This is a genomic window from Aromatoleum toluolicum (genome assembly GCF_012911005.2).
Classification (GTDB): domain Bacteria; phylum Pseudomonadota; class Gammaproteobacteria; order Burkholderiales; family Rhodocyclaceae; genus Aromatoleum; species Aromatoleum toluolicum.
In genome coordinates, this window is sequence record NZ_WTVS01000027.1 from 1 (window position 1) to 26,487 (window position 26,487).

Sequence of the window (26,487 nt, forward strand, 5' to 3'; positions counted from 1 at the left end):
GGCTCAGGGCGGGCGAACGCTATGCCGCGAAAAACAGCTTCGTCATCAAGGCCGAGCTCGGCAAGGCCGGCGCGAGCCATGACCACTGATCCGGAGGCGCAACGATGAAACAGATCACCGCAATCATTCGCCCGCAACGGCTCGAAGCCGTGGAAACGGCACTCCATGCATTGCCGCACCTGCCGGGTTTCACGGTCTTCACCGCCAGGGGGCACGCGCGCGGCCACGGTCAGGATCACCGTTTCGTTGCCGACGAATGGAACCCGGATGGGCACGATGCGCTGGTGCTGCTGGTCCTGTGCACTGACGACGATGCGCCCGCAATTGTGGAGGCCGTGACCGCAGCGGCCCATACCGGCCAGCCGGGCGACGGCATCGTCGGGGTCACTGAGCTTGCCGCCGCGGTGCGCATCCGCACCGGCGAACGCGACGCTGCGGCACTTTGAGGGATGGCCCATGTTTGAACGCATCATCCGATTCGCCATCGATCAGCGATGGATCATCTTGCTGGCCGTGCTCGGCATGGTCGGGCTGGGCATTTACAACTACCAGCGCTTACCGATCGACGCCGTGCCGGACATCACCAACGTCCAGGTTCAGATCAACACCGAAGCGCCCGGCTATTCGCCGCTGGAGGCCGAGCAGCGCGTCACTTTCCCGATCGAAACGGCCATGGCGGGCCTGCCGCTGCTCGAGGAGACGCGCTCGCTGTCGCGCTACGGGCTGTCGCAGGTCACGGTCGTGTTCAAAGACGGCACCGACATCTACTTCGCGCGCCAGCTTGTCAACGAACGTATCCAGGAGGCACGCAGCAAACTGCCCCCGGGGCTCGCGCCGGCGCTCGGACCGATCGCCACCGGTCTCGGTGAGATTTACATGTGGACGGTGGAAGCCGAGGATGGCGCCCGGAAACCGGACGGCACAGCCTACACGCCGATGGACCTGCGCGAGATCCAGGACTGGATCATCAAGCCGCAGTTGCGCACCGTGCCGGGCGTGACCGAGATCAACACCATCGGCGGCTATGCCAAGGAGTTTCACGTCGCGCCGCTGCCCGACCGCCTGGTGTCGTTCGGGCTTTCCATCAGCGACGTCGTGACGGCGCTGGAGCGCAACAACGCGAACGTCGGCGCCGGCTACATCGAGCGCAGCGGCGAGCAGTACCTGATTCGCGCCCCCGGACAGGTGTCGAATATCGATGATATCGCCAACGTCATCGTCGGACACGCGCGCGGCGTGCCGATCCGCATCCGCGATGTGGCCGAGGTGGGCCTGGGCAAGGAGTTGCGCACCGGCGCCGCAACCGAGAACGGCCGTGAAGTGGTGCTGGGCACGGTGTTCATGCTCATCGGCGAGAACAGCCGGGACGTGTCGCGCGCGGTCGATCAACGCCTGCAGGCGGTCAACAAGACGCTGCCCGCAGGCGTCGTCGCGAAGACCGTCTACGACCGCACCTTGCTCGTCGACAAGGCCATCGCGACGGTCAAGAAGAACCTGACCGAAGGCGCATTGCTGGTCATCGTGATCCTGTTCCTGTTTCTCGGAAACATCCGTGCGGCGATCATCACCGCCCTGGTGATTCCGCTGGCGATGCTGTTCACCTTCACCGGCATGGTGAGCAACAAGGTCAGCGCCAACCTGATGAGCCTGGGCGCGCTCGACTTCGGCATCATCATCGACGGGGCGGTGGTGATCGTCGAGAACTGCGTGCGGCGCCTCGCGCACGCACAGACCGCCGCCGGGCGCCCGCTGACGCGCAACGAACGCTTCCATGAGGTGTTCGTGGCATCCAAAGAGTCGCGGCGCGCGCTGCTCTTCGGTCAGCTGATCATCATGGTGGTGTATCTGCCGATCTTTGCGCTGACCGGGGTCGAGGGCAAGATGTTCCACCCGATGGCGTTCACCGTCGTGACCGCGCTCGTGGGGGCGATGATCCTGTCGGTGACCTTCGTGCCGGCTGCGGTGGCGCTGTTCCTCTCGGGCCCGATCAGCGAGAAGGAAAACCACGTCATGACCTGGGCCAGCCGTGGCTATGCGCCGAGCTTCGACTGGGTGATGGCGAGAAAGCCGCTGGTGCTGACGATCGCGTGCGTTTGCGTGGTGTTGTCGGGCTTGCTCGCGACGCGCATGGGCAGTGAATTCATTCCGAGTCTCGACGAGGGCGACGTGGCCTTGCATGCGTTGCGGATTCCGGGCACCAGCCTCACCCAGTCGATCGACATGCAGGTGCAGCTCGAGCAGACGGTGAAAGCCTTCCCCGAGGTTGACACCGTGTTCGCCAAGATCGGCACCCCCGAAATCGCCACCGATCCGATGCCGCCGAACGTGGCCGACAACTTCGTGATCCTCAAGCCGCGCGAGCAGTGGCCCGACCCGGAGCGCCCCAAGGCCGAGCTCGTCGCCGCGCTGCAGGCGGCAGTGCAGCAGGTGCCGGGAAACAACTACGAGTTCACCCAACCGATCCAGATGCGTTTCAATGAACTCATCTCGGGCGTGCGCAGCGACGTCGCGGTGAAAGTGTTCGGCGACGACATGGAGGTCATGGCCGAGACCGGCGAACGGATCGCCGAAGTGCTCGAAGGCATTCCCGGGGCCGCCGACGTGAAGGTGGAGCAGACGACCGGCCTGCCGATGCTAACGGTCCGGATCGACCGCGACCGGACCGCCCGACTGGGCCTGAACGTCGCCGATGTACAGGACAGCGTCTCCGCCGCGCTCGGCGGGCAGGAGGCCGGTGCGGTGTTCGAGGGCGACCGGCGTTTCGACATTCTGGTGCGGCTGCCCGAAACCTTGCGCAGCGACCTCGATGCGATGCAGCGCCTGCCGATTCGCCTGCCGGGCGGGGACAACGGCATGGCCCGCGGGTTCGTGCGCCTCGGGGATATCGCGAGCATTCAGTCGGCGCCCGGTCCCAACCAGATCAGTCGCGAAAACGGCAAGCGCCGTGTGGTCGTGACCGCGAACGTGCGGGGGCGCGATATCGGCTCATTTGTCGCGGAAGCGGAAGCCCGGATCACCGAGGCGGTGCAGGTGCCGACGGGTTACTGGACGACCTGGGGCGGCACTTTCGAGCAGTTGCAGAGCGCGACGAAGCGCCTGCAGATTGTCGTACCGGTGGCACTGCTGCTGGTGTTCACGCTGCTCTTCGCCATGTTCGGCAACGTCAAGGACGGCCTTCTGGTGTTCACCGGCGTGCCGTTTGCGCTGACGGGCGGGATTCTCGCGCTGTGGCTGCGTGACATCCCGCTGTCGATCTCGGCCGGCGTCGGCTTCATCGCACTGTCCGGGGTCGCTGTGCTGAACGGACTGGTGATGATCTCGTACATCCGGAGTCTGCGCGACGACGGCCTGGCGCTCGACCACGCGATCCGCGAAGGCGCGCTGACGCGCCTGCGTCCGGTGCTGATGACGGCATTGGTCGCGTCGCTGGGCTTCGTCCCGATGGCCATCGCCGTCGGAACCGGTGCCGAAGTGCAGCGGCCACTGGCGACGGTCGTGATCGGTGGAATCCTGTCCTCCACCGTCTTGACGCTGCTGGTGCTGCCCGCGCTGTACCGACTCGCGCATGGCCGCGATGAGCAAAGGCAGTTGTCCCGAATCGCGGTCGCCACGGCGGCTGCAGCGCCCGTTGTAAGCATCTGATTGAATTTAAACAGGGTACGAACGCTGCCGCACCGCCTACCAGCGAAGCGCGCTCGAATTCGTACCCAACTGAGAGAGGTCCAAATGAAAGCACGTAGAAAAATCGTTATTTGTGCAGCCCTTGCCGGCCTGACCGGATGTGCGAGCCCCACTGTGCTCGAAGGGAAATACTCGGAGGCGGACGGGTGGCGCAAAGGAACCATCGTCGAGATCGGACCCGCGAAAAGTCTGAAGCGGCCGTCCTTTTATGACTGCAGGACCGAGGCATCGTATAAGAATGACAACGAGCTGTATGTACTGGTCGCGTTGTTGACAAATGGACACCCGCATGCACGTGCCGCTAAGTTGCCTGCTGATGCGCAATTGCAGGTCGGTGACAAGGTCTACGTGAATTTTAAGGACTGCAGCGCGCCGATCCCGAAGCGCAGCTCATGAACACTCATCCGGAACGAATTCAGTTGATGCGCTTGTCAGGTGGGATGTGGGGATCGTTTCGGTTAATCAACCGCCCGAGGGATCCTGGTTGGCCGCGTCAGGACCGATACGATGAGTGACGACATCCATCACGAAGCGTGGCGCGATCGAGTGGCCCCAGACCTGCTCGACGCGGTGCGCCAAGGTGACGTCCCGGAGGTGCTGAGGTGGCTAGATGACGGACGGCCCGCGAACTGGCAGGACAGCGAGGGTTGCAGCCTGGTTTTCCTCGCCGTCTATCACCGTCAGTGGGCCGTCATTGATAGCCTATTGGCGCGCGGTGCATCGGTAGACCTGCCCGATCGTCGAGGATGGACGCCGCTCTTTTGGGCCGCTTTCAACGGACATGCGGACATCGTCTCCTTCCTGATCGGCCGCGGCGCGAATCCCGACGTGCGGACCGAAGACGAGGAGTGGCCCTTGTTCTGGGCCGTCTTTAAGGGCCACACGTCAGTTGTCCGGCATCTCCTGCTCGGCGGCGCAAAGCGCGATCAACTCGATGGGGACGGACATGACGTGCTCTGGCTCGCACGCACGTTGGGGCGACAGGACATCGTTGCCATCCTGGAGGGGCCGCGAGCCCGGCGCACGAACCGCCCCCTCCCGGAGAATTCCGATGGGACAATTTGATTCCGCCTCCCCCTGTCACGCCGAACGCATATCTTGGCGCCACGACCTCGCCGACGTCTGGTGAGGCGAAGCCGAGATCTCCCCGTTCAGCCACCCCGGTGCGGGCGGCAAGTCAATGCCCGTGCCGGTGATGAATATCGGGGAAATGGGGGTGTTTGTGGGTCAACGGAGGGTGGCTGTGCCAATGTTCATGTGGCTCCCTCCCGTCCCACTCGAAATCGTGTTCATGCCGATGGTGTTCGTCATGCACGTGACGGTGGCGATGCGCAAGCGGTTCATGCGTGTGTTCGTGTTCGTGATGCTCCGTCAGATGCAGCCACACGCCCCAGCCCATCAGGCCAGCTGCCAGCCAGAACGCCGGAGAGGTTGATTCGCCGAGCAGGAGCAGTGCCACCGCCGCGCCGATAAAAGGGGCGGTGGAAAAGTAGGCGCCGGTCCGTGCCGTGCCGAGGCCGCGCAGAGCCAGCACGAACATGACCAGGCTGATGCCGTAGCCGAGCAACCCCACCGCCATGGTTGCGAGAACCGTTGCCGGAGGCGGCATCGCGGCACCCAGTGACAGCGCGAGCACGCCGTTGACGGTCCCTGCGATGATCCCCTTGCTGCCCGCGATGAACAGGGCGTCGGAGGCCGAGACCCTGCGCGTCAGGTTATTGTCGATCGCCCAGCACAGGCAGGCTGCGGCCACCGCGACCGGACCAATCCAGGTCGTTGTATCGCCATGCCCCGTCGCCCACGACAGCACGCCGCCACCCGCGACAATGGCGAGCATGCCCAGCACGATGCGACGATCTGCGTTCTCCTTGAACACGATCCAGGCGATCACGGCCGTGAGCACGGCTTCGAGGTTCAGCAACAGCGAGGCCGTCGAGCCGCTCGTATATCTCAGCCCAAACAGCAGAGCGACGGGGCCGAGCACGCCACCGAATAGAATCGCGCCCAGCAACCAGGGCCACTCTGCCCGGGTGAGGCTAGACGCCTTCCAGCCACGATCCCGAACGAGGCGGACCAGCGCAAGGCCGATGCCGCTGCCGAGATACAGCAGACCACCGAGCAAGACTGGCGACAACTCGCCGATCAGCAACTTGGCGAAGGGCGTGCTCGCGCCGAACAAGACAGCTGCAAAGAGGGCATAGAGGACGCTGCTACGCATCGTTCAGGCGGTTCGCGAAATTGACCAAGGGCAATCTGCCGATCATTAATTATGGCATGACGCTCCCTACCGCTGGGCGCGGTCGGGGAACCCGGATCAGAGCACGCGTTCGATCTGTCCGTATGCGCCGCGCGTCTTCAGTGTGATAGTGACTTCACTGCTCGAACGGTTGCGCCAGAACCAGCCGTGCTTCCCATCGAAGGCCGCTTGCAGCGTACCGGCCTGTGCCGGCCATTATGGAGATTCCATAAGGGTCGAGCAATACCTGCAGACGTCGCACCATTTACACGCCCCCTCCTGCCTCTCTCGCCCAGCCCAGTCTATGTTTGAAGCATAGCTCGCGTATTTCCACTGACGCAAGGCGAGTTGGGGACGTTGTATGCGTTCGGGAATGACCCTTGCTGCGTCGACCGGACTCAAATTTCTTGTCCGTCCCGCCGATGACACTGCAGCAGTTGATCCCCGTATTGATCGGCAGGAAACGCAGGAGACGCAGCGCATCGAGGCCAATCGCAGCGCCCTGATACGCATGCACGCGCCAACGCTGGGCAAGGCCGATGCGCCGGTCATCATCGTCGAGTTTCTCGATCCCGCGTGCGAAACCTGCCGGGCGTTCTATCCGCGCGTGAAGGAGATGATGGCGGCGAATCCGGACAAGATTCGCCTGGTGCTGCGCTACGCACCCTTCCACAACGGGTCCGACAAGATCGTCGCTGTGCTGGAGGCGGCCCGCCGGCAGGGCAAGTTCTGGCCGGCGCTCGAAGCTCTGCTGGCGTCGCAGGACGAATGGGCACCCCATCATACGCCGCAGCTTGGGCTGGTATGGAAGCACCTCGAGCAACTGGGGCTGGACTTGGAACGCATGGCCCTGGACATGACTTCGCCCGAAATCGCCAAAGTGATCGAGCAGGACCTTGCGGATGCAAGAACCTTGAATGTAACCAAGACGCCGGAGTTCTTCGTCAATGGCAAGCCGCTGCCGAGTTTTGGCTATGAACAGTTGCGATCGCTCGTCGACGCGGCGCTGTCGGAGGCGCGTGCGCGCTGATGCGATGCAGCGAATCACGGCGTGCGGTACCCGACCAAGATCATCCTGGTCACGCCCAACGGGGGGCCGGGCGCGCGAAGCGGGCTATGTACTATGCGTGAAAGACCATCACCCGAAACTGACCGAGTGGATCCTGCTGACCCAGGCTGGCGTGGGAGGCTCACTGAGCGAAGAGACGCGCTCGGAAACCTCCACCACCGGTCACTGCCGCAACGAAGTACGCCGATGCTGGGCATTCGACGCGATCGATCGTCTCTATAAAGCCGAACGGTGGCAGAACCTCAAGAGTTTTGCCACCTTCAAGGGTGAGAGCACGGTCGGCGGCCGTACGACATGCGAGCGTCGCTACTACATCAGCAGCCTGCCGGCCGACGCCGAGAGCTTAGCCAAGCCGCTCGAAGCCACCGGGAGGTCGAGCATCGAGCAACAGCTTCAGCGTCTGCTCCGGCAATTCTAGTCATAAGACGTGCCTCGAAATCTTTCACAAGTCTTACAAGTCGCTGACTTAAAGGTAATTGGCGAGTCATCCTCTTGTCGGTGCCGCCTCCTTAGCATTGCGCTATGGTCTCCACAGTTGGAGGCCTGAGTTCAGCCGAATATGTTGAAGGAGAAAACACCATGTTAAAGATCACAGCAATCGCCTTTGCTTCCACTTTCGCACTTTCCGCCTTCGCAGCCGGCACTACTGACGTCCAGCGCTCCGTCGAGCTCAAGGACGGAAGCACGGTGCACGTTTTTCAGGACGGCAAGATGGGGATGGAAAACAAGTACGGTCGGGCTTTCCTGATGCCTCAAGGGCACGTTATGGAGGCACGCGACGGCACCCGGATCGAGATGAAAGGAAACGAGGTCTGGCGCGTCGAAGCGCTAAACAGGTTCTCAAGCGGGAGCTGATATTTTTCGTCCGCACCGTGCGCGAGCTCAGCCCCTGTTAAGGGGCTGAGCCAGTTTCGGGGGGGACGAAAAGGGGCTCTCGGGATCCATGCACTTTCTTTGTACCATCGACCGCAGCACCGCTTCTTCGGCCACGAATGCTGCAATTGCAATCGGGTCGAACTGCGTCCCTGCCGAACGCAAAATCTCCTCGCGTGCCGTGTTGAAAGGCAGTCCGCGGCGATAGGAACGATCCGAGGTCATGGCGTCGAGCGCATCGATTACCACGAACAGGCGGGCACCGAACAGAATCGCTTCGCCGCACAGGGCACGCGGATAGCCCTTTCCGTCAAAGCGCTCCTCGTGGGACGCCACGATCTGGACGGCAACCTCCATTCCGGGCAGGCGACAGACGAGGCAGTAGCCGTCCCCGGGATGTCGGCATATCACGTCCCTCCTTGTCGCATCGACGCCTTCCTTCAACAGGATGCGGTCGGGCACGCCGATCTTGCCACTGTTGTGAAGTTAGCCCCCCAATAGATCTGGGGCGACGCCTCCCAGTTGGGTTGGGGGTCTTCACCTTCTTCGGCCGATGGCTGCACCGGGTTGAACGCCATGAAGCACTTCGGGCAGATGCCGGGGCCGACTTGGCGCATTTACGGATGCATCGGGCAGGTGTATTCGCTCCCGGGAGCCTTGTCCTGCGCCGGTTCGGCTGCGGAGGACGTCGGATTCAGCAGGTAGCGTCAGGCACGACGTCGACGTCAATCACCGACCTGCGCTCCGCAAACCGTGTTGCATTGGAGAAGAGGTTCGAGATGCCCCGCCGAAATTGACGACGAAGGTCCACACCTGCGTCGATGTGCTGGGCAATCCGATTCGCCGATTCGCCTCCTTCTGACGGCCAGCCAGGTGGCGGATGTGACTCAAGGCGCTGCCTTTGTCGACGCGATCCCTACCGATGCCGTCATCGCCGTCAAGGGCTACAACAGCGATGCCCTGGTGGCCGCCATCGAGAGCACCGGCACCGAGGCCATCATCCCGCCGCACAGCAATCGCAACACCCAACGCAACGTCGACTGGCTTCGATACAAGGCTCGCAATCTCGTCGCGCCATTATTCAATCGCCTAAAACAGTTCCGCCGCCTGGAGCCTCGCAACGACAAGCTAGCGAACCGATTCCATGCCTTCTTGCATCTCGCGTGTGCCTATCGACGGTTGCGAAAACCTCTACGCCGGGAACAGCACGGGTCATTTCTCTCCGTCGTGAAGACTTGTTTCGTTCACGTCTATTCCCATCGACATTCTGTCATTTGAATGACGCACATGTAACACACACGCCATCTTTCGGTCAGCCATACTGATGCAAACTGAGAACGTAGAGGATCAGGAGGCGCCATCATGTCAAACATCGTAAGCAAAATAACCATCGGATCGCTGCTGCTGGCAACCTTGGCTGGTTGTACGTCAACGGGGTCAGTAGCTGACATCCCCGAATCCATCGCGAACGCCACAACGCCTGCGGAGCATTTGCGAATATCTCACTATTTCGCAAAAAAAGCATCTGACTATGAAGCGGAGGCCCAGCAGCACGAAAGAATGGCAGTTGCCTACGCGGGACGTCCGAGAGGTGATGCGGGCATGTGGGTCTCCCACTGTGGATCCCTGAAATCAAGTCTCACAGCTGCCGCCAAGGAAGCACGGGCTCTTGAAAAGGAACACCGTCAGATTGCTTTGGAACTTGAAAAATAGCCCGCGTAAGCAGAACGGGTGAGACGGACGGCCGAGCATAGGAACTTTTCCGGGCGACTAAAGATGGGAGCTGTAGCGGCGCCGGTGCTGACAGGTGTATGACCAAAATGTAATCGTTGGACTTGTGTACGGTAAGGTCTTCGTGCCTAGAATACATAATCCAATACCAGTAAATCCTCAAAGCATATCAGGATGAGAAAGTTATTGATCGTCGCTACCGCGAGTATTCTCACGACCTGCGCATTTGCGGACGATTCGGCCCGCAGCCCAAACGCCGCGTGAAATGAAGGATGGGGCGACCATCTAAATCTTCAAGGACGGCAAGACGGCCATGCAGGACAAAGCGGACTGTTTGCAATTTGACTGAAAAAGTCTTCTACAGTAAGTCCTGTACGCGTTTTCACCGACGCCTTGATTGCATAATGCGCCCAAGATGACTGAAGAAAACTCCTCCTGCCAGACATTTCCTCTGCCGTTTCTTGAGGTCATTCCATGAAGACAATTATGGTCGCTACCACTGTTGTGGCCCTTGTAGCGCTGGGAGGATGTGCGGGCCCCACCGTGCTTGAAGGGAAATACTCGGAGGCGGACGGTTGGCGCAAAGGAACCGTCGTCGAGATCGGCCCGGCGAAAAGTCTGAAGCGGCCCTCGTTCTACGACTGCAGGGCCGAAGCGTCGGACAAGGAACGCAACGCCCCGTATGTGATGATCGCGTTTAGGCGCAATGGACACCCCTATGCGCGTGCCGCAAAGTTGCATGCCGACTCGCAGCTACAAGTCGGTGACAAGGTCTACGTGAATTTCAGGGACTGCAACGCACCGATCCCGAAGCGCGGCTCATCAACATCCGATGGGGAGGAATTCAATTGATGCGCGTGTCGCGTGGGATGCCGGGGATTGTTGCGACGGATCAACATCCGAAGGGTGTGGGTTCGCTTCGTCAGAACGATTACGATGCATGACGACATCCAACACGAAGCTTGGCGCGATCGAGTGGCCCCGGAACTGCTCGACGCGGTTCGCCAAGGCAAGGCCCCGGCAGTGCAGAAGCACCTCGAGGCAGGACTGTCCCCCAACTGGCAGGACGCCGATGGGTGCAGTCTGGTGTTCCTCGCCGCCTATCATCGTCAGTGGGCCGTTATTGACAACCTGTTGGCGCACGGAGCATCGGTCGACTTGCCCGATCGCCGCGGGTGGACACCGCTCTTTTGGGCAGCTTTCAACGGCCATGCGGAGATTGTTTCATTCCTGATCTCCCGTGGCGCCAATCCCGACGTGCGGAACAAGGATGGGGAGTGGCCTTTGTTCTGGGCCGTCTACAAGGGCCACGCGGCGGTCATCCGGCATCTTCTGATCGGCGGCGCAAAGCGCAACCAACTCGACGCGGACGGCCATGACGAACTCTGGCTTGCAAGGTCTCAGGGGCGTCAGGACATTGTCGCCATTCTGGAGGGGCAGCGAGCCCGGCGTACCTAGTGCTCGTTGCCAGGGACTTGTGGCAGGTCAGTTTGCCCTACCTCTCGATTTCGCTCCTGCAACGCGCATTACCCGCGTTCGTTTGCCTTAGCGATGCAACTGAGATCAGGACAGACACCTTCGGGCGACATATTGATCTACGAGTTCGGCGTGCGGATCGATGAAAATTCGCGCTCCGCCGTCGAAGACCAGATCATCCGCGCTCGCCGGTTATACAACGACTTGGTGGCGCAGATCCGCGCCGTTGTCGCCGAGATGAATTCTTATGTGCTCAACAATTCTGGGGGGCGGGCGCAAACACTACACGCTGAAGTCGAGGCACTCGACAACGAGTTCGACTCAGCGCGGGCCAGGAACGACGAGTCGGCCATGAAGTCAATTGCTGAAACGCGCTGGAGCAGGTCGCGTGAATTGCACTCGGCCCTGACCGAAACCCGAAAGCACTTGAAAGGCGAGCTACAGTCGCGCTTCCTTGCGCGCATTGGCAAGAATTCCGCCTGCGACACCTACCACGTACGCAGCGAAGCAGTTGCCAGCGGACTGGGTTGGGCTACCGCCAACGCAGTCCTTGAGTCCGCACTACAGGCTTTCAGGAAATCGATCCAGCAAGGCCGGGGACCGCGCTTCAGCATCGGCGCCGACAAGGTACAGGATACGTTGACATTGCAGTTCCCCTCTGCCGGTGGTGTGCTGGCCAAGGCCCTATTGGAAGGCAAGCATCGAGAACTGGCGCTTTTGCCGACCAATGGCTGCGGACGGCGCAAGTACGGTGAGTTCCGCTTCCGCCTCGGTGCCGCCACTGCCAACACCTATGCCACGGGTACTTGGCAGTATCACCGCCCACTGCCCGAAGGCGCGCAGATCGTGGTCGCACGTCTTGTGCGGCGCAAGATAGGGAAGGATTACAAGTGGGCAGTGCAGCTCATGGTCAGGCTGCCCGAACCGGTGTTCATTGTGACCGAGGCGCGCAAACCACTGGCGTCCGTCCACTTCGGATGGGCGACCGATGTCGAGGGCCGGCGGGTGGCGGCGATAGCAGATTCGGCCGATCCACACGCGGCGCGACTCGTGTGCCTGCCGCGACAGGTCGAGGAAACGCTGAAACGGGTTGCCGCGCTGCAGTCCGAACGCGACACCAGCCGTGACGGGATCATCCCCTTGGTGAAGGCAATCGAGGCGAACGAAGACTGGGGCGATGACGTACTCGTCGAATTGGCGGCGCTGCGCAAGCTGCCGGTACACCACGTGGCCATCAGCCGGTTGCACCGATTATGCCGCATGCTGCGCGAAGCGCAGGCCCTGCCCGAATGGCTGGACGTCTGGCGCAAGGAAGACCGAATACGTTGGCAGTCAGTCGCGCACATGGCCAGGCACGCACGCAACACGCGGCGCGATTATTACCGTGATCTTGCTGCCGACCTTGTCAGACGTTACGACGCAATCGTGCTCGAACCGCTCGAGTTGGCCGATACGTTGAGGAAGATCGACGAAAACACTGGCGAGCGCGGTAAGTTCGGACGTAAGGCGCGTTCCGGCCTGATGGTCGCGGCGCTTTATGAACTCGAGTCTGCGATTCGTTGGTCCGCAACCAAGGCGCGGTCAGCGGTCCTGGAATTGATCGGCAAGACGGCGAACTGCTGCGCTGTGTGTGGCGGACAGGTGCGGGCCGCTGATGAAGATCACCAACTGCTCCGTTGCCTGGACTGTGGTGCCGATCTTGATCGCAAGAAGAATGGCGCCGCCATGGCATGGCAGGTGTGCCTCGCGCAGCGTGAAGACGCGGTGCGCGACTTCTGGATCGAAAGGCGAGCGGCACATGAAAAGCAACGCGCGACCAAGGCGGAGCGGCTCGTTCGGATGACCGAGGGACGTCGGCAGGCGCGAGGGGGCAATGCAGCCAAGCCTCGGTGAGCTTCATAGCTTGCTAGATGAAGCATGCGGTTCCCAACCAACCCGTAAAAAGCTATGATTAAATGCGTTCCGCCTGAGGCGGGAGCGAGCCATTGCTTCGGCATCGTAGAAGCGACGAGTGGGAAAACAAGTCTTTCTCTAACTGAACCCGAGACGGCATCTGCCGTCTAGCCCATATTCGAGGGCGGGCATGAGGCGGTTCTTCGGCTGCCACTGGTAGCCCAGTTCGGTCACACTCTTTTCGGCGGCGTCGAAGTGACGCTCCGCGAGCAGGTTGAAGTTTGAGCTTGCCCCGAAAAGCGGACGCCATGAAGTGAGGTTCTAAGGCTTCATGTAGGAACGTGAGATGAACGCAAGGATACCGAAGCATTCCCCTTCTTACACCACGCCGCGGGACACGATCTTCAGGCATTGCCCCTACGTCCAACAATCCGCGACGGAAATGCGACACGTGCGAATGGCCATTCGCCGGAAGGACAGTCGAAAACGACAGGTTCTGGGCCGTCTACAAGGGCCACGCTGCCGTCATCCGGCATCTTCTGATTGGCGGCGCAAAGCGCAACCAGCTCGACGCGGACGGCCATGACAAACTCTGGGGCGTCAGGACATTGTCGCCATTCTCGAGGGGCAGCGCTCCAAACGTGACGCGTGAGGCAAGCAGCAGGTCCGGAGGCCCCGCGGTTAAACAAAACTCCAGAGTGCAGCGCACGTCCGCCTGCAACAACAACGCGGGCGTGACGCGCCTGACGGAATCTTAGCGCGAAAATCGCGCCAACTCCGAGTTCCAGGCTGACACAGCGTGGTGAACGTATCTTGACAATGAGAAGACCGATGCAATGTCCTACTTGAAGGGGTGCTCAAACGAAAGATAAAGCAGCACTCCTCGCGTCCCCGAGGACGCCCCCACGTCGACGGGCCGGAAGAACCCATAAACGATTACCCGAAAGGGCCGCGGAAATCGCTGCCCGGTCGCCGAACTTGAAGACGCCTTTGGCCTTCCACATTAATCGTGCCCCACGACCGGGATCACCTGATCAAGTGCAGTTACGCAGCCCCACCCGGCGTCCGATTTTCCGGTTCGCGCGTTTTGGCGAATGGCCGCCAAGCTGAGTCGGCCTGTTCCTCTTCACACAGCAGTTCCTGCTTATATTCGTGGATCACGGTATCGCCGACGTCCATCGACTAGTGCTGCTCGCCGGCATCGACGGCCCCCAGCATGCCTTGGCCGGTCGCAACAAAAAGGTTGCGAGCGCCCCCGGCCGACTTGAGCGACTCGGTAATCAGCGCGATCAAGACTCTCCACGCCTTCGCATCGGATGGATTCTGCGCGAACCAGTGCTGCAGTAAACGGAGTTCCGATTCCCCTGCAAGAGGCGTTTCACCGGGTATGTCCTTCACTGCACAACCGCCGGATCTACGCCACCTCGCTCGATTACGAGAGCTTCGCGGTTTTTGGCCCGCTCGCCCTGCTCGGCAACGCCTTCTATCCGGTTCTTATCCATCGGCTCGCAACTTGTGCTCCAGGCTTCCACGCAAGACTCGGTCGCCCTCACGCAGTTGCGCTTGGCTTCGTTCGAAGTGATCAACCCATGGCGGGACTTGCACCCGCAGGAGCGCGCCCTTGCTGGGCGCACCAAAAGCAACACCGGCTTGCGGCCGGTGTCAGGTGACAATTTGTACAGGGACCGTCAGCGACCACCACGGTTTGGATGCAAGGCCCTTTCAAGGCGCCAGATCTCATCGCCCTTCATCATGATCTTCTGACCATCTTTGGTCTCCATCACGTGCCCCTCCGCCATCCTTTCAACACGGCCGAATTTGTTCTCCATGGCCATCTTGCCATCCTTGAAAATATAAACCGTCGAACCGTCCTTCATTACATACGATTTTTCGACGGTACTCTGGTCGACTGCAAAGGCCGACGTCGCCACCAAAACAGACGCTGCAGCGAGAATAAGCTTCTTGAGCATGATTTACCCCTTTACATTCACAAACTACAGCTGACGAAGTTTAGCGGATGATCAACCGGCGGATTTCGAGCCTTAGTCATGCTCCGCATGCCCCATGCCAGACATTAGTTCACAGTTCGAACTTTCCAACAAAACTTGGCACCGACATATTCCACCCCACTCTCTGCGCAGACTGAGAAACTCAGCATCCGCAACTGCGCCACAGGAAGTCGGGCATTCCAAAGACTTCTAGGGAGTGTCAACTACCTCCGCGATCACGATGCAACTCCCGCTCAAGACGCCAGATTTCATTGCCCTTCATCATGATCTTCTGACCGTCCGCTGTTTCCATCGTGTGCCCTTCCTTCATGGTAACAAGGCGCCCGAATTTGTCCTCCATGGCCATCTTCCCATCCTTGAACACATACACCGTTGATCCATCCTTCAACGGGTACGACTTCGTCACGTTCCCGTCGTCTACGGCCAACGCAGATGCGGTTACGAGAAACGACGCAGCGACAATTGCGCACTTCCTGAGCATAATTATCTCCTCGTAGGGAATATGCCAATCCAGAATATTGGGGCGGCACGCACCCTACTTCAGTACATCTATTCTGCACTAAGCAGTTGCTTATACCCCACTTCCGATGCCCTGCGCTCAGCGACCTCCTCGGTACATCGGATTCTCGTCAACATATACAGTTACCTGATCCGTGCCTGGGATGATCTTCGATAGCGGAAAACTAGCAGTTCCCAACGTGTCGAAGGTCCACGTAACAGTTTTTTCACCGACGCGTATTGCAATAGTTTCCATTCGCACTACATTAATATGGCGAGTCTGTCCGTCAATGGTAATGCTCCGCTCCGCCTTCGCCAGCGACGTATATCCATAGCGGGCGAGCTGGCGCTCCTGGGCAGCGCTTGCGGCAACCTCGATCAATACTCCCACTTGCGTTCCACTCGGCTCGGAATACTGCTCGCCCGCAAGTGCGTTCGCAGTCCCAAACAGCAGGACTGACGCGCAAGCTACGCTAAATACAGTACTTTTCATCCTTCACTCTCCCGTAGTATCTGGCGCTATCGCTCGATTTCGCTACGCCACGAGTAGATACTAGTCTGGAGCACCTGACGGCAGAATGACTTTCCAATTACTTCCTACTCATTATCCTGCAACCTTGCGGAAAGCAACAACGTTGTTTGAGCAGGATTTACGCACGAACGATGGCAGATCGGCCTGCTCCGCCGTTACAGCGCGCAGGCCGATCAATCGTAGTCACACGACGATCGCAAGTAATTCAGTTTGTCTGATGCTCGCGATGTAGCTCGTTCTCTAGACGCCAGATTTCGTTACCCTTCATCATTATTTTTTTTCCATCCTTTGTTTCCATCGCGTGGCCTTCCTTCATCGTAACAACTTGCCCAACTTTGTTCTCCATCGCCATCTTGCCGTCCTTAAAGACGTAGACCGTGGAGCCATCTTTCAACTCATAGGCTTTCTCGACATTTCCTCGGTCAACTGCGAATGCCGAGGTGGCGATGATCACGGATGCGGCTGCGGCGATTGCTTTCGTAAGCATGATTGACTCCTGACAGTTAAGTGGTAGAACTTAAAAACTAACGTTTACTGCACGACGCCTTTTGGTTGTGAAACCGGTGTGCTATGTGCAAGAAGCACACTTGATCAACGCCCCCGATACATTGGGCTCTCATCCACGTACACAGTCACGCCGTCGACTCCAGGCAAAATATTCGACAAGGAGAAATTTCTCCGTGGATATGCATCGAAGGTCCAATTAACCACCTTTTCTCCGAAACGGATCGAAACAGTCTCTAGTTGGACGACATTGATATGCCGGGTGTTCTTATCTACGAGCAAGGTACGGTCAGGAACTCCGGTTGATTCATACCCATAAGGGGCTTTCTGTCTCTCCGTGGGTTCGCTCGCTGATCCTCGAACGCCCTCGACCCAGTGCGAAGTGCCAGCTTCTGAATAGTCAGTGTGTGCAATTGCCGACGAGGCCGTTGTGAACAGCAGCGCCGAGATAGCAGTGGCACGGCAGATATTGCGGTTCATAATCATTCCCCAGGACCAATCAAGCGAGATGCTCCTTATCGAGCGACCGTAACCTGATGGTAGCAGCGAGCATCTGACATTGGCATGACGTAAAAATTACATTCCTGTCATCGACGTGTCACTTTGTAAAAACCACTGTGAGCACGTATATAATTTATCCATGCACGCTCTGACAACGCAACAAATCCTTAGCCAAGAGCATTCGCGCGCCGGAGAACTAAAAGTGCAAAATTCTGTCCTGACCGAGAATCGTTAAGCAGAGCACTTCTCGGAGTAGACGGGCAGCCCTTCTTTCGAACGGATCCCGGACTGACGGAATCCACTTTGGAGTTCCAGTCATGCTCATATCCGAACTGCTCGCTGCCCATTTCATGACACCTTCGGCGATTTCGTTGTGCGTCCGACAAGGATGGATTGGCAAGCTGGACGATCACGTTCGCCAATGAAATTTGGCTGGCGCAGCTATCCGCGATCACCGATTGGAACTCGTCGATGATGTTCTTCCTGACCATGATGCCCCTTGCAAAGTAGCCGCTGACAAGTCACGACATGAGCTGCCAGTATTAATAACGAATGCGTACAGTCTATGATACGAAAAGGTATGTGCCGTCGCTTGCGGCAACATTTAGTTGCCACTACACGTGCAAATGAATGATTCTGTGATTGCCCCGCGTTTGCGCCGTCCCGGAGTTGTAGTCACGGGGCGTCTTCGCATTCAACTTGCTACGGGGAATTCGTTGCTGGAGATAGGAAAAATGGAGTCGCGGAAGCAATATGCAACATGGCTAGAGCTTGCTGTTGCACCTGAATGGATGCGAGGTTCATGCAAAATCAAGGTGCACGAGGTTGGCGGAAGAGGACGGCCTTGCTTTGCAATTTCAATGAACAACCGGTGGTTGTGCGCAGCCAGCGGATGCCTGACAGTATTCTTCGGCCTCGGTTCGGCGCTGCATTTCCTGAAGCTTTGGCGCATCGAAAATTTTGAACCTGGCGAGGCTCACATTGGCAGTGTCGAATGTAGCGACTCCCGCCACTGTCTCAGCATCGGGGGCGATGGTAGTCTGAGGCGTTGCAGGGCCAACCCGAGTAAGTAACGCTCAAGGACCCGCTTCCGCTTCTCGTCTGGCAGGTTGATGCCGTTGTCGGGAGGGGAGCATCCATCTCATTGCTTACGCAGAGCCCACTCTTCAGGCATCGAAGATGCGTTGCTTTCGATACAGGTGCAGCGACGGGTATGGACTGCGCCGGCAGATTGACTGAAGGTGCCTGCCTTCCCTCGCCTTGTAGACATCCCTCACTCGAAGGATGTCGGCTATATATGACTCTTCTTAGAGGCTTACCCTGTCTTCACGATCGCGTAGGATTGAAACCTATCGATGGAAGCTCTTTATTTCGCCGTCCTCATCTGAAACCTCGCCCGCCCCAATGCCTCCCGTCTGGGAAGCGCGGTTTTTGGCAGTGATTGATTTCTAAAGCGGGCGGGCAGTAAGTCCTGCGAATTGATTACAGGTGCTTATGGAACTTACTGTGATCGTGGAGAACTTTCTTCGCGTGTTGCGGCGTCGCTTCCGCACTCTTCTGTGCGGGAACAGCGAGCTTCTCTTGCATATGGTTATGGGGGCTGACGCGCCCTTCGGTCTTCTCGTTCTGCACCGCTACAGGTGCAGTTGTTGAGGCAGCGTTCCCCGCAGGCGCCAGGATTGCAGACGCGGATAACAGAGTCGTGATAAGAATCAGCTTCGTTGTCATGGCACGATCTCCCACAAAAAACACTATCGAAGTGCGCTAGTGTCGCCTTGATCTGCGCACACCCTACCGGTAGTGTGCTCCACATAGCCTGTCGAGGGCATGACGCGGATATTACACATTCGTAACTTGATCAAATCGCACTTTAAGACTTCTACGTTGATTTAGTGGGTTCAGACACGCATTTCATGTCCACCATCTGACGCAGTACGGCCTCCTCGGCGAGCAGCGCATTGACCGCAACAGGGTCGAATTGGCTGCCAGACATGTGGAGTATCTCCGCCTTCGCCGCATCAAATGTGAGCCCCTGACGGTACGGCCGGTCTGACGTCATGGCATCAAGGGTGTCGATGACGGCAAATAGCCTCGCACCGAAGGGAATATCCTCACCCCGCAGGCCACGCGGATACCCGCCGCCGTCGAACCTTTCTTCGTGACTGCGCACGATATCGGCCGCCTCTTCCATGCCGGCCAGTCGGCCAACTAACCGATGGCCATCATCCGGATGCCGACGCATGATGGTCCATTCGTTTTCCGTGAGCGGCCCTACTTTCAATAAAACACCATCTGGCACTCCGATTTTGCCCAAGTCATGCAGAAGAGCGCCCCAGTATATTTGGGCCAATCGCTGTTCATCGTTAGGAAAAATGTGCTTAGCCAGGACAACCGTGTGGCACGCGACACGCCGGGAGTGCAAGCCAGTCTCATGCTCACGCAGATCAAGAGCATCTGCGAGCGCTTCCGCAAATGCTGCGTTCAGCTCACCACAGCGTGAGCACCCGCCGGACAACTCTCCGAGAAAACAGCGCTCACAAGTCTGCTGGCTTGATTTCCACGGCGTACGAGAAACGACACGGGTACCGCAGCAATGACACGTCCCTGCGAAGGTAGGTCGAAGCTCCAATGTGTGCCTCCTGTAACGACGCCCCCATCACTCGGTTGCATCGGGCGGTTGCCGACCCATGACGGGGATGAATGCCGGCGTGCGTTCCCGGTACTGCACGTAGGCTTCGCCAAATTCAACGAGTACGTCACGTTCTTCTTGGTGCGCCAGGCGCGCGTACACGATAAGCAACACGGGAAACAGCGCCAACGTGATCAAGGTGGGCCACTGCAACAGGAATCCAAACATCACGAGGACGAAGGCAACATACTGAGGATGCCGAATTCTTGCATAGGGACCGGTGTCCGCCACGCGATGCTCACGCTGTGCGCGATAGAGCACCGGCCAAGCTTTTGAAAGCAACCAGAAACCGCCGACGATGAACACCGTGCTAAGGAGATGAAACGGGCCAAAATGCGGGTTAGATCGCCAACCGAACATGACTTCGAGCAGGTGGCCCGAATCATGAGCGAGGAAATCAACACCCGGAAAGCGCGAGGATAGCCAACCGGACAGCACGTAGATTGTGAGCGGAAACCCGTACATCTCCGTGAACAAGGCAACGATGAAGGCGGAGTAAGCGCCGAGCGAACGCCAATCGCGCGTGCTGCGGGGCCTTGCGAAGCTGAACGCAAACGCGATGAAAAAGATTGAGTTGATGATGACCAGCGACCATAGGCCGTAGGAAGGCGTGTCGGTCATTTCTCATCTCCTTCCGTTTTATTCTGTGTGTCCCCCTGATTGTGCCCACCATGCCCACCGTGTCCGCCGTGCATGAAGATGTGCATCAACGGACAGGCCAACAGGAAAAGCCACGGCAGGATGCCGAGGAGATGAGCGCGGTGTTCAGTGAAGAGAAAAAACGCGGCCAGCGCGAGAAAGCCGAAGAATACCCATTTCACCCGTGAGTCAGCCCCCCCGCGTCTGTGGACCGGATGTTCCCTATCATGTTGCTCTGACATGTCATAGCTCTCGGTTAGCGTCGGCGGTATTCGAAAAGTGCTTCGATCGGCTGTGCTATCCCGGGCCGTCGAACCTCGATAGCGATTCGGTATGGTCCATCACCGGACAGGATGAAGTAAGCGCCGAAGCTCAGCGCGTCGTCGATGTGCATGGGCTCAAGCCGCTTGTGCGTACCCGCCATGCCTAGTTCAGCGACGCTCGCCCGCACGTCGGCCTCGGTGATGCGTTGCCCAGCCGTATCGATGAGCGCGACGACTAGATGGTATGCATCCTTCTTGCTTGGAACTCCGCCATGCATGGCGCGTTCTTCATGAGGTGCCGGATGCTTGCCTGCCACCTGTGCCGGCATGAGCCCGTAATAGACTTCTATCCCTTGCACCGTCATGTGCTGCCCCGATTCGACCGCATGGGCGAACGCCGACGTGACCAGCATGACGAGCGCAGCCATCCAGCACCGAATCAATAGTGGGTACTCTTTTTTCATGATCCTTCTCCTTGCGTTGAGCCTGAACGTGCCACCCAGAACGCTAGCAACTGCATCCAACGCCCCTGCATTTGGACAGAGCCGAACCCGTTTCGCTGCAGAAAAGCGGGAATCTCGCCGCGCAGGTTTCCGGCGGTCATTGGCATGGCCAACAAGGGCCAGAGCAGCCACCACCACAGCGGGTTCGCCGGCCGGTCGAGGTCGGCAATGACAAGACGTCCCGAGGGCTTCAGGACGCGGCGCACGCTCTTGAGCCCGGCTTCCTTCGCTTCCGGCGGCAGGTGATGCAACATCGCGCTCGCCAGCACCACGTCGAAGGTGGCGTCGGGAAATGGCAGCGTTTCGATGGCCGCAAGCTGGAAGCTCGCACGACTACCTGCGCGGGCGGCATTCTCACGGGCGACGACGATCATGGCCGGTGCCGCGTCAATGCCGATTGCCTCGCCCGACGCCCCGATCGCTTCTGCGGCGAGCCGGGTCAGAACGCCCGTGCCGCAGCCGACTTCCAGCACGTGCTCGCCTGCCTGTAGTGCGGCATGGCGCAGCGTCTCCATCCGAAAGGCTTTGCCGAGGCCGAGTTTGGGGAAGTACCAGTCGTAGATCGGTGCGGCCCAGCCCATAGTCATTCCCGCCGTGCGGGGGGGCGGGCCAAGGGGAAAGGCGCCTGACTGGCGCAACTGCAGGCCGCCCCATACCAGCACTCCCGGGCAGGCGAGCAGAACGGCGACAAGAGTCGCACTTGGCCACGTGAGTCCCCACAGCGACACGACGACTGCTGCCACCCCGATCGCCAAGGCAGGACAGATCCACATCCAGTTGTCGATTGATCGTCGGCTCATGGCAATCTCCGATAGCGAGGACAGCGCTGCTTTGGCTAGGGCGAGAATACTTTTTAGGGGACGAGCATGTCTCGGGATGTTGACCGCGTTATATGCGAGGACATCGTTTCCCTACCCCCTGTTAAGCGTTCTATGTCAACGCGTCAGAGTGTTGTGGTGCGGAGTCTTAGTGCATTCCCGACCACGGAGGCCGAACTGAGACTCATCGCCAGCGCCGCGATGAGCGGCGACAACAGAAGACCCAGGAACGGGTATAGCACGCCAGCCGCGATCGGCACGCCGAGCGCGTTATACAGGAACGCGAACGTGAGGTTCTGGTGCATGTTGCGCACCGTTGCTACGGACAGCGCGCGCGCGGTGGCGATGCCGCGCAGGTCGCCCTTGACGAGCGTAAGGTGCGCGCTGTTCATCGCGACGTCGGTGCCGGTGCCCATCGCGATGCCGACATTCGCGCGCGCGAGCGCGGGCGCATCGTTGATGCCGTCGCCCGCCATCGCGACGATGCGGCCTTCGGCCTGCAGCTTCGCGACGAGGTCGTCCTTGTCCTTCGGCTTGACCTCGCCGTGCAACTCGTCGATGCCTAGCTGTCGGCCGATCGCGCGCGCGGTCGTGAGGCCGTCGCCGGTCGCCATGATGATGCGCAGGCCGGTCGCGCGCAGCCCTTCGAGCGCTTCGGCCGTCGACGCCTTGATTGGGTCGGAGACGGCGAGCAGTCCGGCGATCCTGCCCGCGACCGCGAGGAGCATCACGCTTGCGCCTTCCTGCCGCAACGCCTCGGCCCGTGCCTCGAGCGGCCGCCAGTCGACGCCTTCGTCTTCCATCAGCGCGGTGTTGCCGAGTGCGACGGCCTGTCCGTCGATCGTGCCGCGCACGCCGATGCCGGACGAGGATTCGAAGGTGCCTGCGGTGCTAAGGCCGAGAGCGCGCTTTTTCGCCTCGGCGACGATTGCATGCGCGAGCGGGTGTTCGCTGCCCTGGTCGAGGCTCGCGGCGACGCGCAGGACTTCGGCCTCGGTCCAGCCAGGCGCCGCGGCGAGGCCGTGGAACGCGGGTTTGCCTTCGGTCAGAGTGCCGGTCTTGTCGACGATCAGCGTATCGACCTGGCGCATCGATTCGATCGCGGCGGCATCGCGGAACAGCACGCCGTGCGTCGCGGCCTTGCCCGTCGCGACCATCACCGACATTGGTGTCGCGAGCCCGAGCGCGCACGGGCAGGCGATGATCAGCACGGCGACCGCGTTGATGAGCCCGTACGCCCAACTCGGCTGCGGCCCGAAGAGGCCCCAGACGAACAGCGTCAGCAGCGCGATCGCGACGACGCCGACGACGAACCAGCCCGCGACGCGGTCGGCCATCCGCTGCATCGGCGCGCGCGAGCGCTGCGCCTGGGCGACCATCTGCACGATCTGCGACAGCACGGTCTGCGAGCCGATCTTCTCCGCGACCATGACGAGCGCGCCGCTGGCGTTGAGCGTCGCGCCGATCAGCTTGTCACCGGGCCGCTTCGTCACCGGGATCGGTTCGCCGGTCAGCATCGACTCGTCGACCGCGCTCGACCCTTCCTCGACAGCACCGTCGACCGGCACCTTCTCGCCTGGACGCACGCGCAAGCGGTCGCCCGGATGGACGTGGGTCAGGGGGATGTCCTCCTCGCTGCCGTCTTCGCGGATCCGGCGCGCCGTCTTCGGCGCGAGCCCGAGCAGCGCCTTAATCGCCGCGCCGGTCTCCGAACGGGCCTTAAGTTCGAGGACCTGGCCGAGTAGCGTCAGCGAGATGATCACCGCGGCAGCTTCGAAATACACCGCGACGTGCTCTCCGATCCGGAACGACGGCGGAAACACGTCGGGTGCGACGGTTGCGATCACGCTATAGACGTAAGCGGCGCCGGTTCCGAGGCCGATCAGGGTCCACATGTTCGGGCTGCGGTTGCGGATCGACTGCACGCCACGAACGAAGAACGGCCAGCCGGACCACAGCACGACCGGCGTCGCGAGCGCCATTTCGACCCACGACCGCGCCGGTCCGAGCAGCGGATCGAACATGCCGCCCGACATCGCGACCACAGTCACGATGACTGTCAGCGGCAGCGTCCACCAGAAGCGGTGGCGAAATTCCGTCAGCTCCGGATTGTCGCCCTCGTCTTCGCCGGGAAGCACCGGTTCGAGCGTCATACCGCATTTCGGGCATGTGCCCGGGTCCATCTGGCGGATTTCGGGGTGCATCGGGCAGGTGTATTCAGTGTCTGCCGCGACGTCCGGCGTCGCTCTAACGTGCATTGCCGGTGCCGGTTTCAGATAACGCTCCGGCTCCACCTTGAATTTGTCGTGACACTTTGCGCTGCAGAAGTGATAGACGTGACCATTGTGGCTCGCATGATGTGGAGAATCCGGTTTGACGGTCATGCCGCACACTGGATCCTTGGTCGCTACGTCATCGCGCGGATTATCGGAATCGTAATGATCGTGCAAGGCCAAGGCTTTTTGGGGGGGATGATCGTGTCGCAAGGCGGCATTCTCCCTAGAGTGGGGCACGGCGCGTCCGACGCGGTGGGCGCGCACAGCGCGTAGCCGGCCATGCATCGCAATGTTGATCGATCAGACTCCAGACTGTTCTGAACGAACGCAACCGGTTCGGTACAGCGAGTGACGTCTTGACTGCACTGCAGTCCACCACGACGAACCATCGAGCCGGCTACAAACTCCCTGTCGGATCATTGCCATCGCCCCTGGATCCGATGGAGTTGTAGCTTACCCCGCCCATGCTGTCCCGCGCATGACGCTTCAATTACAACTCTGTAATCCTGCAACCATACAGCGCGCAGAAGCCGCGCTTTGGTTCGCGAACGACGAGGCCTTCAGACGCTACTGCACCGTTGCGCGTGGATCAGTGTCGCAAATTACAATTAGATAACTGCGATGTAATGCTGTCTTCATTGCCGCGTTAAGATCCGACTCCTACAATTTGAGCCGTTGCATGACTGTTTCCCGCGTTGGCCGAAGCGCGGTGCGGCAAGCCGAAAAATCGCTTGCCATATGAATGTCGATTTCCCGAGTGGATTATCCAGATTCTACCGCCCGCCACCCGCCGGCGAGGACGAGCAAAGAGTCAATTGCAGCGAGCAACTCCAAGACCTGCGCTGGCGTGAGAAGAAATCCGCATCCACCGAAACGCGCTTCGCAAACTTCGTGACTGGCTGTGGTGCGTCGGAAAAAAAGTACCGATAAGAGGTGTTCGATGGAATCAAAATCGTCAGTGACCCACGGTCACCTTTGCGTCTGCCGTCTGCTCGCCGCTGCCGTCGGCTTACCCCCCGGCGCGGTGAACTACCGCTTCTGCTCCCGCGTGCTTCAGAAGCGCTGGATCGTCGATTGCGACCATGGCATGTGCAACAAGCCCGCGACGCACGACACCAGCGGAAAATGGCACGACGTTGGGCCGATCGACCCCGCAATCAAGGCAGTCCTCGTTCACGAGGAGTAGCGGGCGCCTCACTGCCATTTGAGAGATAACGCATGGCCGCATGTGCATCACTCCATCGCATGTGCATACGGCGTGGAGGGCAAATCGCGGCACATTGGTCTTCGCGTCCTGGTCTTTGATTGCGGCGGTGTTCTACCTGCCTTTGTCGTGCTTACGACTGCTTCTATATGCTAGTTGTAATTCAGCCATTCCAACCGTACATGCCGCGGACATTTTTGCAAGCTTGTGTAATTGATGGCGCGCAGCTGACGGAAACGTAACCTTGTCGTCACTCCACCGTCAGCTCGACCGTTTCATGATGTAGTCACATAGAAGAGTCCGTTCAGGACGGCCTTTGCCCACGCGCAAGAACGACGGCTTCGCTTGGCAGGTGGGCATGTTTCGCGAACAGCCAACCGTAGAGTGGTTCGCTGCGTAGTGAACGGGAGATGAGACGATGCGATCAGAGCACGACACTGACACGCCCCCCGACCCACAGCGCCGCCGCTTGCTGGTCGCCACTTCGGCAGCGGGAGGTGCCGCGGTGGCGGCGGGTGCGGTTCCATTCATCGTCAGTCTGACGCCGAGCGACCGAGCGCGGGCCCTCGGCGCGCCAGTGGAAGCGAACATCGCGAAACTTGGCGACGGCGAGATGACCACCGTCGAATGGCGCGGCCAGCCGATATGGATTTTGCGGCGCACGCCCGACATGATCGAAGGGCTCGAACGTATCTATGAGTTATTGCTCGACCCCGCCTCGCAGCGGCTGCAACAGCCACCCTATTGCCAGAACGCGACGCGCTCGATCAAGCCCGACGTTTTCGTCGCCATCGGCCTTTGTACGCATCTGGGCTGCGTTCCAACCTTCCGCCCGGAATTATCGCCGCGAGACCTCGGTCAGACCTGGCCCGGCGGGTATTACTGTCCTTGCCACGGCTCCAAGTTCGATCTCGCGGGCCGGGTATTCAAGCATGTGCCGGCCCCATCGAACTTGGTCATCCCGAAGCACAAGTACCTGTCCGATACGCAATTGCTGATCGGCCAAGACGATTCGGGCGCATGACCGCAGACACACATGGGATCGATGGGCGCGCTCGCCCATCCTTGGCACGGGAGGCAGGGCATCAACAC

The 26,487-nt window shown here is 59.9% G+C and carries 28 protein-coding genes and 1 pseudogene; 13 read left to right on the forward strand and 16 right to left on the reverse strand.

All coding sequences use genetic code 11. The annotated features are described in order from the left end of the window. On the reverse strand, positions 1-473 hold a 473-nt coding region (locus tag GPA27_RS29605), incomplete at its 3' end, for a hypothetical protein (protein ID WP_444541838.1). Between GPA27_RS29605 and GPA27_RS13810 the strand changes: the two genes are divergently transcribed. The 3 genes from GPA27_RS13810 to GPA27_RS13820 all read left to right on the forward strand — a co-directional run bounded on the left by GPA27_RS13810 (position 457) and on the right by GPA27_RS13820 (position 4,746). Continuing rightward, entirely contained in the window at positions 457-3,642 is a 3,186-nt protein-coding gene (locus GPA27_RS13810) for an efflux RND transporter permease subunit (RefSeq protein ID WP_169141208.1), read from the forward strand. The genes GPA27_RS29605 and GPA27_RS13810 overlap by 17 nt on opposite strands. An 84-nt stretch (positions 3,643-3,726) precedes the next feature. Beyond that, positions 3,727-4,077: a hypothetical protein gene (locus GPA27_RS13815; RefSeq protein WP_211164994.1), complete on the forward strand. Its 351-nt coding sequence runs from the start codon at positions 3,727-3,729 to the stop codon at positions 4,075-4,077. Positions 4,078-4,188: 111 nt separating this feature from the next. Further along, positions 4,189-4,746 carry an ankyrin repeat domain-containing protein gene (locus GPA27_RS13820; RefSeq protein ID WP_169141209.1) on the forward strand — a complete coding sequence of 186 codons (558 nt, stop codon included), beginning with the start codon at positions 4,189-4,191 and terminating at the stop codon, positions 4,744-4,746. A gap of 112 nt (positions 4,747-4,858) precedes the next feature. Here the strand turns inward: GPA27_RS13820 and GPA27_RS13825 are convergent, their stop codons facing one another. Next, the gene (locus GPA27_RS13825) at positions 4,859-5,899 is read right to left on the reverse strand and encodes a DMT family transporter (RefSeq protein WP_169141210.1); all 1,041 of its coding nucleotides are present in this window, start codon (positions 5,897-5,899) and stop codon (positions 4,859-4,861) included. 391 nt (positions 5,900-6,290) lie between these two features. Here GPA27_RS13825 and GPA27_RS13830 point away from each other — a divergent pair, with 391 nt between their 5' ends. The 3 genes and pseudogenes from GPA27_RS13830 to copK (GPA27_RS13840) all read left to right on the forward strand — a co-directional run bounded on the left by GPA27_RS13830 (position 6,291) and on the right by copK (GPA27_RS13840) (position 7,841). Continuing rightward, a complete protein-coding gene (locus GPA27_RS13830; protein ID WP_169141211.1) occupies positions 6,291-6,947 on the forward strand; it encodes a DsbA family protein in 657 nt (218 codons plus the stop codon). A gap of 13 nt (positions 6,948-6,960) precedes the next feature. Then, positions 6,961-7,370, forward strand: a pseudogene (locus GPA27_RS13835) (ISAs1 family transposase); the annotation flags it as partial. A 195-nt stretch (positions 7,371-7,565) separates the two neighbouring features. Next, the gene (gene copK, locus GPA27_RS13840; protein ID WP_169141213.1) at positions 7,566-7,841 is read left to right on the forward strand and encodes a periplasmic Cu(I)/Cu(II)-binding protein CopK; all 276 of its coding nucleotides are present in this window, start codon (positions 7,566-7,568) and stop codon (positions 7,839-7,841) included. A gap of 27 nt (positions 7,842-7,868) precedes the next feature. On the opposite strand, the gene GPA27_RS13845 is transcribed toward copK (GPA27_RS13840), so the two are convergent. After that, positions 7,869-8,321, reverse strand: a complete 453-nt coding sequence (locus GPA27_RS13845; protein ID WP_256222952.1) for an HD-GYP domain-containing protein — start codon at positions 8,319-8,321, stop codon at positions 7,869-7,871. Between the two features lie 291 nt (positions 8,322-8,612). Between GPA27_RS13845 and GPA27_RS13850 the strand changes: the two genes are divergently transcribed. The 5 genes from GPA27_RS13850 (at position 8,613) to GPA27_RS13870 (ending at position 12,959) form a co-directional block, all read left to right on the forward strand. Beyond that, entirely contained in the window at positions 8,613-9,137 is a 525-nt protein-coding gene (locus GPA27_RS13850; RefSeq protein ID WP_256222953.1) for a transposase, read from the forward strand. Positions 9,138-9,221: 84 nt separating this feature from the next. Continuing rightward, positions 9,222-9,572 (forward strand): hypothetical protein, encoded by a 351-nt coding sequence (locus GPA27_RS13855; protein WP_169141215.1) that lies wholly within the window; start codon positions 9,222-9,224, stop codon positions 9,570-9,572. Between the two features lie 492 nt (positions 9,573-10,064). Then, the gene (locus GPA27_RS13860; protein WP_169141216.1) at positions 10,065-10,442 is read left to right on the forward strand and encodes a hypothetical protein; all 378 of its coding nucleotides are present in this window, start codon (positions 10,065-10,067) and stop codon (positions 10,440-10,442) included. An 84-nt stretch (positions 10,443-10,526) separates the two neighbouring features. Then, positions 10,527-11,048 (forward strand): ankyrin repeat domain-containing protein, encoded by a 522-nt coding sequence (locus GPA27_RS13865; RefSeq protein WP_169141217.1) that lies wholly within the window; start codon positions 10,527-10,529, stop codon positions 11,046-11,048. Between the two features lie 132 nt (positions 11,049-11,180). After that, positions 11,181-12,959 carry a hypothetical protein gene (locus GPA27_RS13870; RefSeq protein ID WP_169141218.1) on the forward strand — a complete coding sequence of 593 codons (1,779 nt, stop codon included), beginning with the start codon at positions 11,181-11,183 and terminating at the stop codon, positions 12,957-12,959. Positions 12,960-14,003: 1,044 nt separating this feature from the next. Here the strand turns inward: GPA27_RS13870 and GPA27_RS13875 are convergent. The 13 genes from GPA27_RS13875 to GPA27_RS13935 all read right to left on the reverse strand — a co-directional run bounded on the left by GPA27_RS13875 (position 14,004) and on the right by GPA27_RS13935 (position 24,401). Then, positions 14,004-14,138, reverse strand: coding sequence for a hypothetical protein (locus GPA27_RS13875; RefSeq protein ID WP_256222954.1), 135 nt, complete (start codon positions 14,136-14,138; stop codon positions 14,004-14,006). A gap of 509 nt (positions 14,139-14,647) precedes the next feature. Then, positions 14,648-14,929 carry a periplasmic Cu(I)/Cu(II)-binding protein CopK gene (gene copK, locus GPA27_RS13880; RefSeq protein WP_169141219.1) on the reverse strand — a complete coding sequence of 94 codons (282 nt, stop codon included), beginning with the start codon at positions 14,927-14,929 and terminating at the stop codon, positions 14,648-14,650. Between the two features lie 238 nt (positions 14,930-15,167). Beyond that, positions 15,168-15,449, reverse strand: coding sequence for a periplasmic Cu(I)/Cu(II)-binding protein CopK (copK, locus tag GPA27_RS13885; RefSeq protein WP_169141220.1), 282 nt, complete (start codon positions 15,447-15,449; stop codon positions 15,168-15,170). A 117-nt stretch (positions 15,450-15,566) separates the two neighbouring features. Next, the gene (locus tag GPA27_RS13890; RefSeq protein WP_169141221.1) at positions 15,567-15,959 is read right to left on the reverse strand and encodes a CzcE family metal-binding protein; all 393 of its coding nucleotides are present in this window, start codon (positions 15,957-15,959) and stop codon (positions 15,567-15,569) included. Between the two features lie 244 nt (positions 15,960-16,203). Further along, positions 16,204-16,485: a periplasmic Cu(I)/Cu(II)-binding protein CopK gene (gene copK / locus GPA27_RS13895; protein WP_018992676.1), complete on the reverse strand. Its 282-nt coding sequence runs from the start codon at positions 16,483-16,485 to the stop codon at positions 16,204-16,206. A gap of 104 nt (positions 16,486-16,589) precedes the next feature. Then, positions 16,590-16,988 carry a CzcE family metal-binding protein gene (locus GPA27_RS13900; protein WP_308446333.1) on the reverse strand — a complete coding sequence of 133 codons (399 nt, stop codon included), beginning with the start codon at positions 16,986-16,988 and terminating at the stop codon, positions 16,590-16,592. 1,497 nt (positions 16,989-18,485) lie between these two features. Next, complete coding sequence (locus tag GPA27_RS13905) at positions 18,486-18,731, reverse strand: hypothetical protein (RefSeq protein WP_169141223.1); 246 nt, start codon at positions 18,729-18,731, stop codon at positions 18,486-18,488. Between the two features lie 151 nt (positions 18,732-18,882). Further along, positions 18,883-19,632, reverse strand: a complete 750-nt coding sequence (locus GPA27_RS13910) for an HD-GYP domain-containing protein (protein WP_308446334.1) — start codon at positions 19,630-19,632, stop codon at positions 18,883-18,885. A gap of 27 nt (positions 19,633-19,659) precedes the next feature. Next, positions 19,660-20,313, reverse strand: coding sequence for a methyltransferase family protein (locus GPA27_RS13915; RefSeq protein WP_169141224.1), 654 nt, complete (start codon positions 20,311-20,313; stop codon positions 19,660-19,662). Next, positions 20,310-20,573 (reverse strand): DUF2933 domain-containing protein, encoded by a 264-nt coding sequence (locus GPA27_RS13920; protein ID WP_169141225.1) that lies wholly within the window; start codon positions 20,571-20,573, stop codon positions 20,310-20,312. Before GPA27_RS13920 ends, GPA27_RS13915 begins: the two co-directional genes overlap by 4 nt. Before the next feature lie 14 nt (positions 20,574-20,587). Beyond that, entirely contained in the window at positions 20,588-21,058 is a 471-nt protein-coding gene (locus GPA27_RS13925; RefSeq protein ID WP_232299393.1) for a hypothetical protein, read from the reverse strand. Then, entirely contained in the window at positions 21,055-21,897 is an 843-nt protein-coding gene (locus GPA27_RS13930; RefSeq protein WP_211164995.1) for a class I SAM-dependent methyltransferase, read from the reverse strand. The genes GPA27_RS13925 and GPA27_RS13930 overlap by 4 nt, the downstream gene beginning before the upstream one ends. A 143-nt stretch (positions 21,898-22,040) precedes the next feature. After that, on the reverse strand, positions 22,041-24,401 hold the full coding sequence (locus GPA27_RS13935; RefSeq protein ID WP_373322761.1) for a heavy metal translocating P-type ATPase: 2,361 nt from the start codon (positions 24,399-24,401) through the stop codon (positions 22,041-22,043). Positions 24,402-25,131: 730 nt separating this feature from the next. Between GPA27_RS13935 and GPA27_RS13940 the strand changes: the two genes are divergently transcribed. Beyond that, positions 25,132-25,377 (forward strand): hypothetical protein, encoded by a 246-nt coding sequence (locus tag GPA27_RS13940; protein ID WP_018992666.1) that lies wholly within the window; start codon positions 25,132-25,134, stop codon positions 25,375-25,377. A gap of 436 nt (positions 25,378-25,813) precedes the next feature. Then, complete coding sequence (gene petA, locus GPA27_RS13945) at positions 25,814-26,419, forward strand: ubiquinol-cytochrome c reductase iron-sulfur subunit (protein ID WP_050415488.1); 606 nt, start codon at positions 25,814-25,816, stop codon at positions 26,417-26,419. The last annotated feature ends 68 nt before the right edge of the window (positions 26,420-26,487 follow it).

Excerpts from the sequence above, each read along its gene's own strand:
- GPA27_RS13820 (WP_169141209.1), top strand. The coding sequence starts at position 4,189 with ATGAGTGACGACATCCATCACGAAGCGTGGCGCGATCGAGTGGCCCCA.
- copK (WP_169141213.1), top strand. The coding sequence starts at position 7,566 with ATGTTAAAGATCACAGCAATCGCCTTTGCTTCCACTTTCGCACTTTCC.
- GPA27_RS13915 (WP_169141224.1), bottom strand. The coding sequence starts at position 20,313 with ATGACCGACACGCCTTCCTACGGCCTATGGTCGCTGGTCATCATCAAC.
- copK (WP_169141219.1), bottom strand. The coding sequence starts at position 14,929 with ATGCTCAAGAAGCTTATTCTCGCTGCAGCGTCTGTTTTGGTGGCGACG.
- GPA27_RS13940 (WP_018992666.1), top strand. The coding sequence starts at position 25,132 with ATGGAATCAAAATCGTCAGTGACCCACGGTCACCTTTGCGTCTGCCGT.
- GPA27_RS13925 (WP_232299393.1), bottom strand. The coding sequence starts at position 21,058 with ATGAAAAAAGAGTACCCACTATTGATTCGGTGCTGGATGGCTGCGCTC.
- GPA27_RS13890 (WP_169141221.1), bottom strand. The coding sequence starts at position 15,959 with ATGAAAAGTACTGTATTTAGCGTAGCTTGCGCGTCAGTCCTGCTGTTT.
- GPA27_RS13855 (WP_169141215.1), top strand. The coding sequence starts at position 9,222 with ATGTCAAACATCGTAAGCAAAATAACCATCGGATCGCTGCTGCTGGCA.
- GPA27_RS13905 (WP_169141223.1), bottom strand. The coding sequence starts at position 18,731 with ATGACAACGAAGCTGATTCTTATCACGACTCTGTTATCCGCGTCTGCA.
- GPA27_RS13865 (WP_169141217.1), top strand. The coding sequence starts at position 10,527 with ATGCATGACGACATCCAACACGAAGCTTGGCGCGATCGAGTGGCCCCG.
- copK (WP_169141220.1), bottom strand. The coding sequence starts at position 15,449 with ATGCTCAGGAAGTGCGCAATTGTCGCTGCGTCGTTTCTCGTAACCGCA.
- GPA27_RS13830 (WP_169141211.1), top strand. The coding sequence starts at position 6,291 with ATGACCCTTGCTGCGTCGACCGGACTCAAATTTCTTGTCCGTCCCGCC.
- GPA27_RS13860 (WP_169141216.1), top strand. The coding sequence starts at position 10,065 with ATGAAGACAATTATGGTCGCTACCACTGTTGTGGCCCTTGTAGCGCTG.
- GPA27_RS13875 (WP_256222954.1), bottom strand. The coding sequence starts at position 14,138 with ATGGACGTCGGCGATACCGTGATCCACGAATATAAGCAGGAACTGCTG.
- GPA27_RS13900 (WP_308446333.1), bottom strand. The coding sequence starts at position 16,988 with ATGATTATGAACCGCAATATCTGCCGTGCCACTGCTATCTCGGCGCTG.
- GPA27_RS13815 (WP_211164994.1), top strand. The coding sequence starts at position 3,727 with ATGAAAGCACGTAGAAAAATCGTTATTTGTGCAGCCCTTGCCGGCCTG.
- petA (WP_050415488.1), top strand. The coding sequence starts at position 25,814 with ATGCGATCAGAGCACGACACTGACACGCCCCCCGACCCACAGCGCCGC.
- GPA27_RS13920 (WP_169141225.1), bottom strand. The coding sequence starts at position 20,573 with ATGTCAGAGCAACATGATAGGGAACATCCGGTCCACAGACGCGGGGGG.
- GPA27_RS13930 (WP_211164995.1), bottom strand. The coding sequence starts at position 21,897 with ATGAGCCGACGATCAATCGACAACTGGATGTGGATCTGTCCTGCCTTG.
- copK (WP_018992676.1), bottom strand. The coding sequence starts at position 16,485 with ATGCTTACGAAAGCAATCGCCGCAGCCGCATCCGTGATCATCGCCACC.
- GPA27_RS13810 (WP_169141208.1), top strand. The coding sequence starts at position 457 with ATGTTTGAACGCATCATCCGATTCGCCATCGATCAGCGATGGATCATC.
- GPA27_RS13825 (WP_169141210.1), bottom strand. The coding sequence starts at position 5,899 with ATGCGTAGCAGCGTCCTCTATGCCCTCTTTGCAGCTGTCTTGTTCGGC.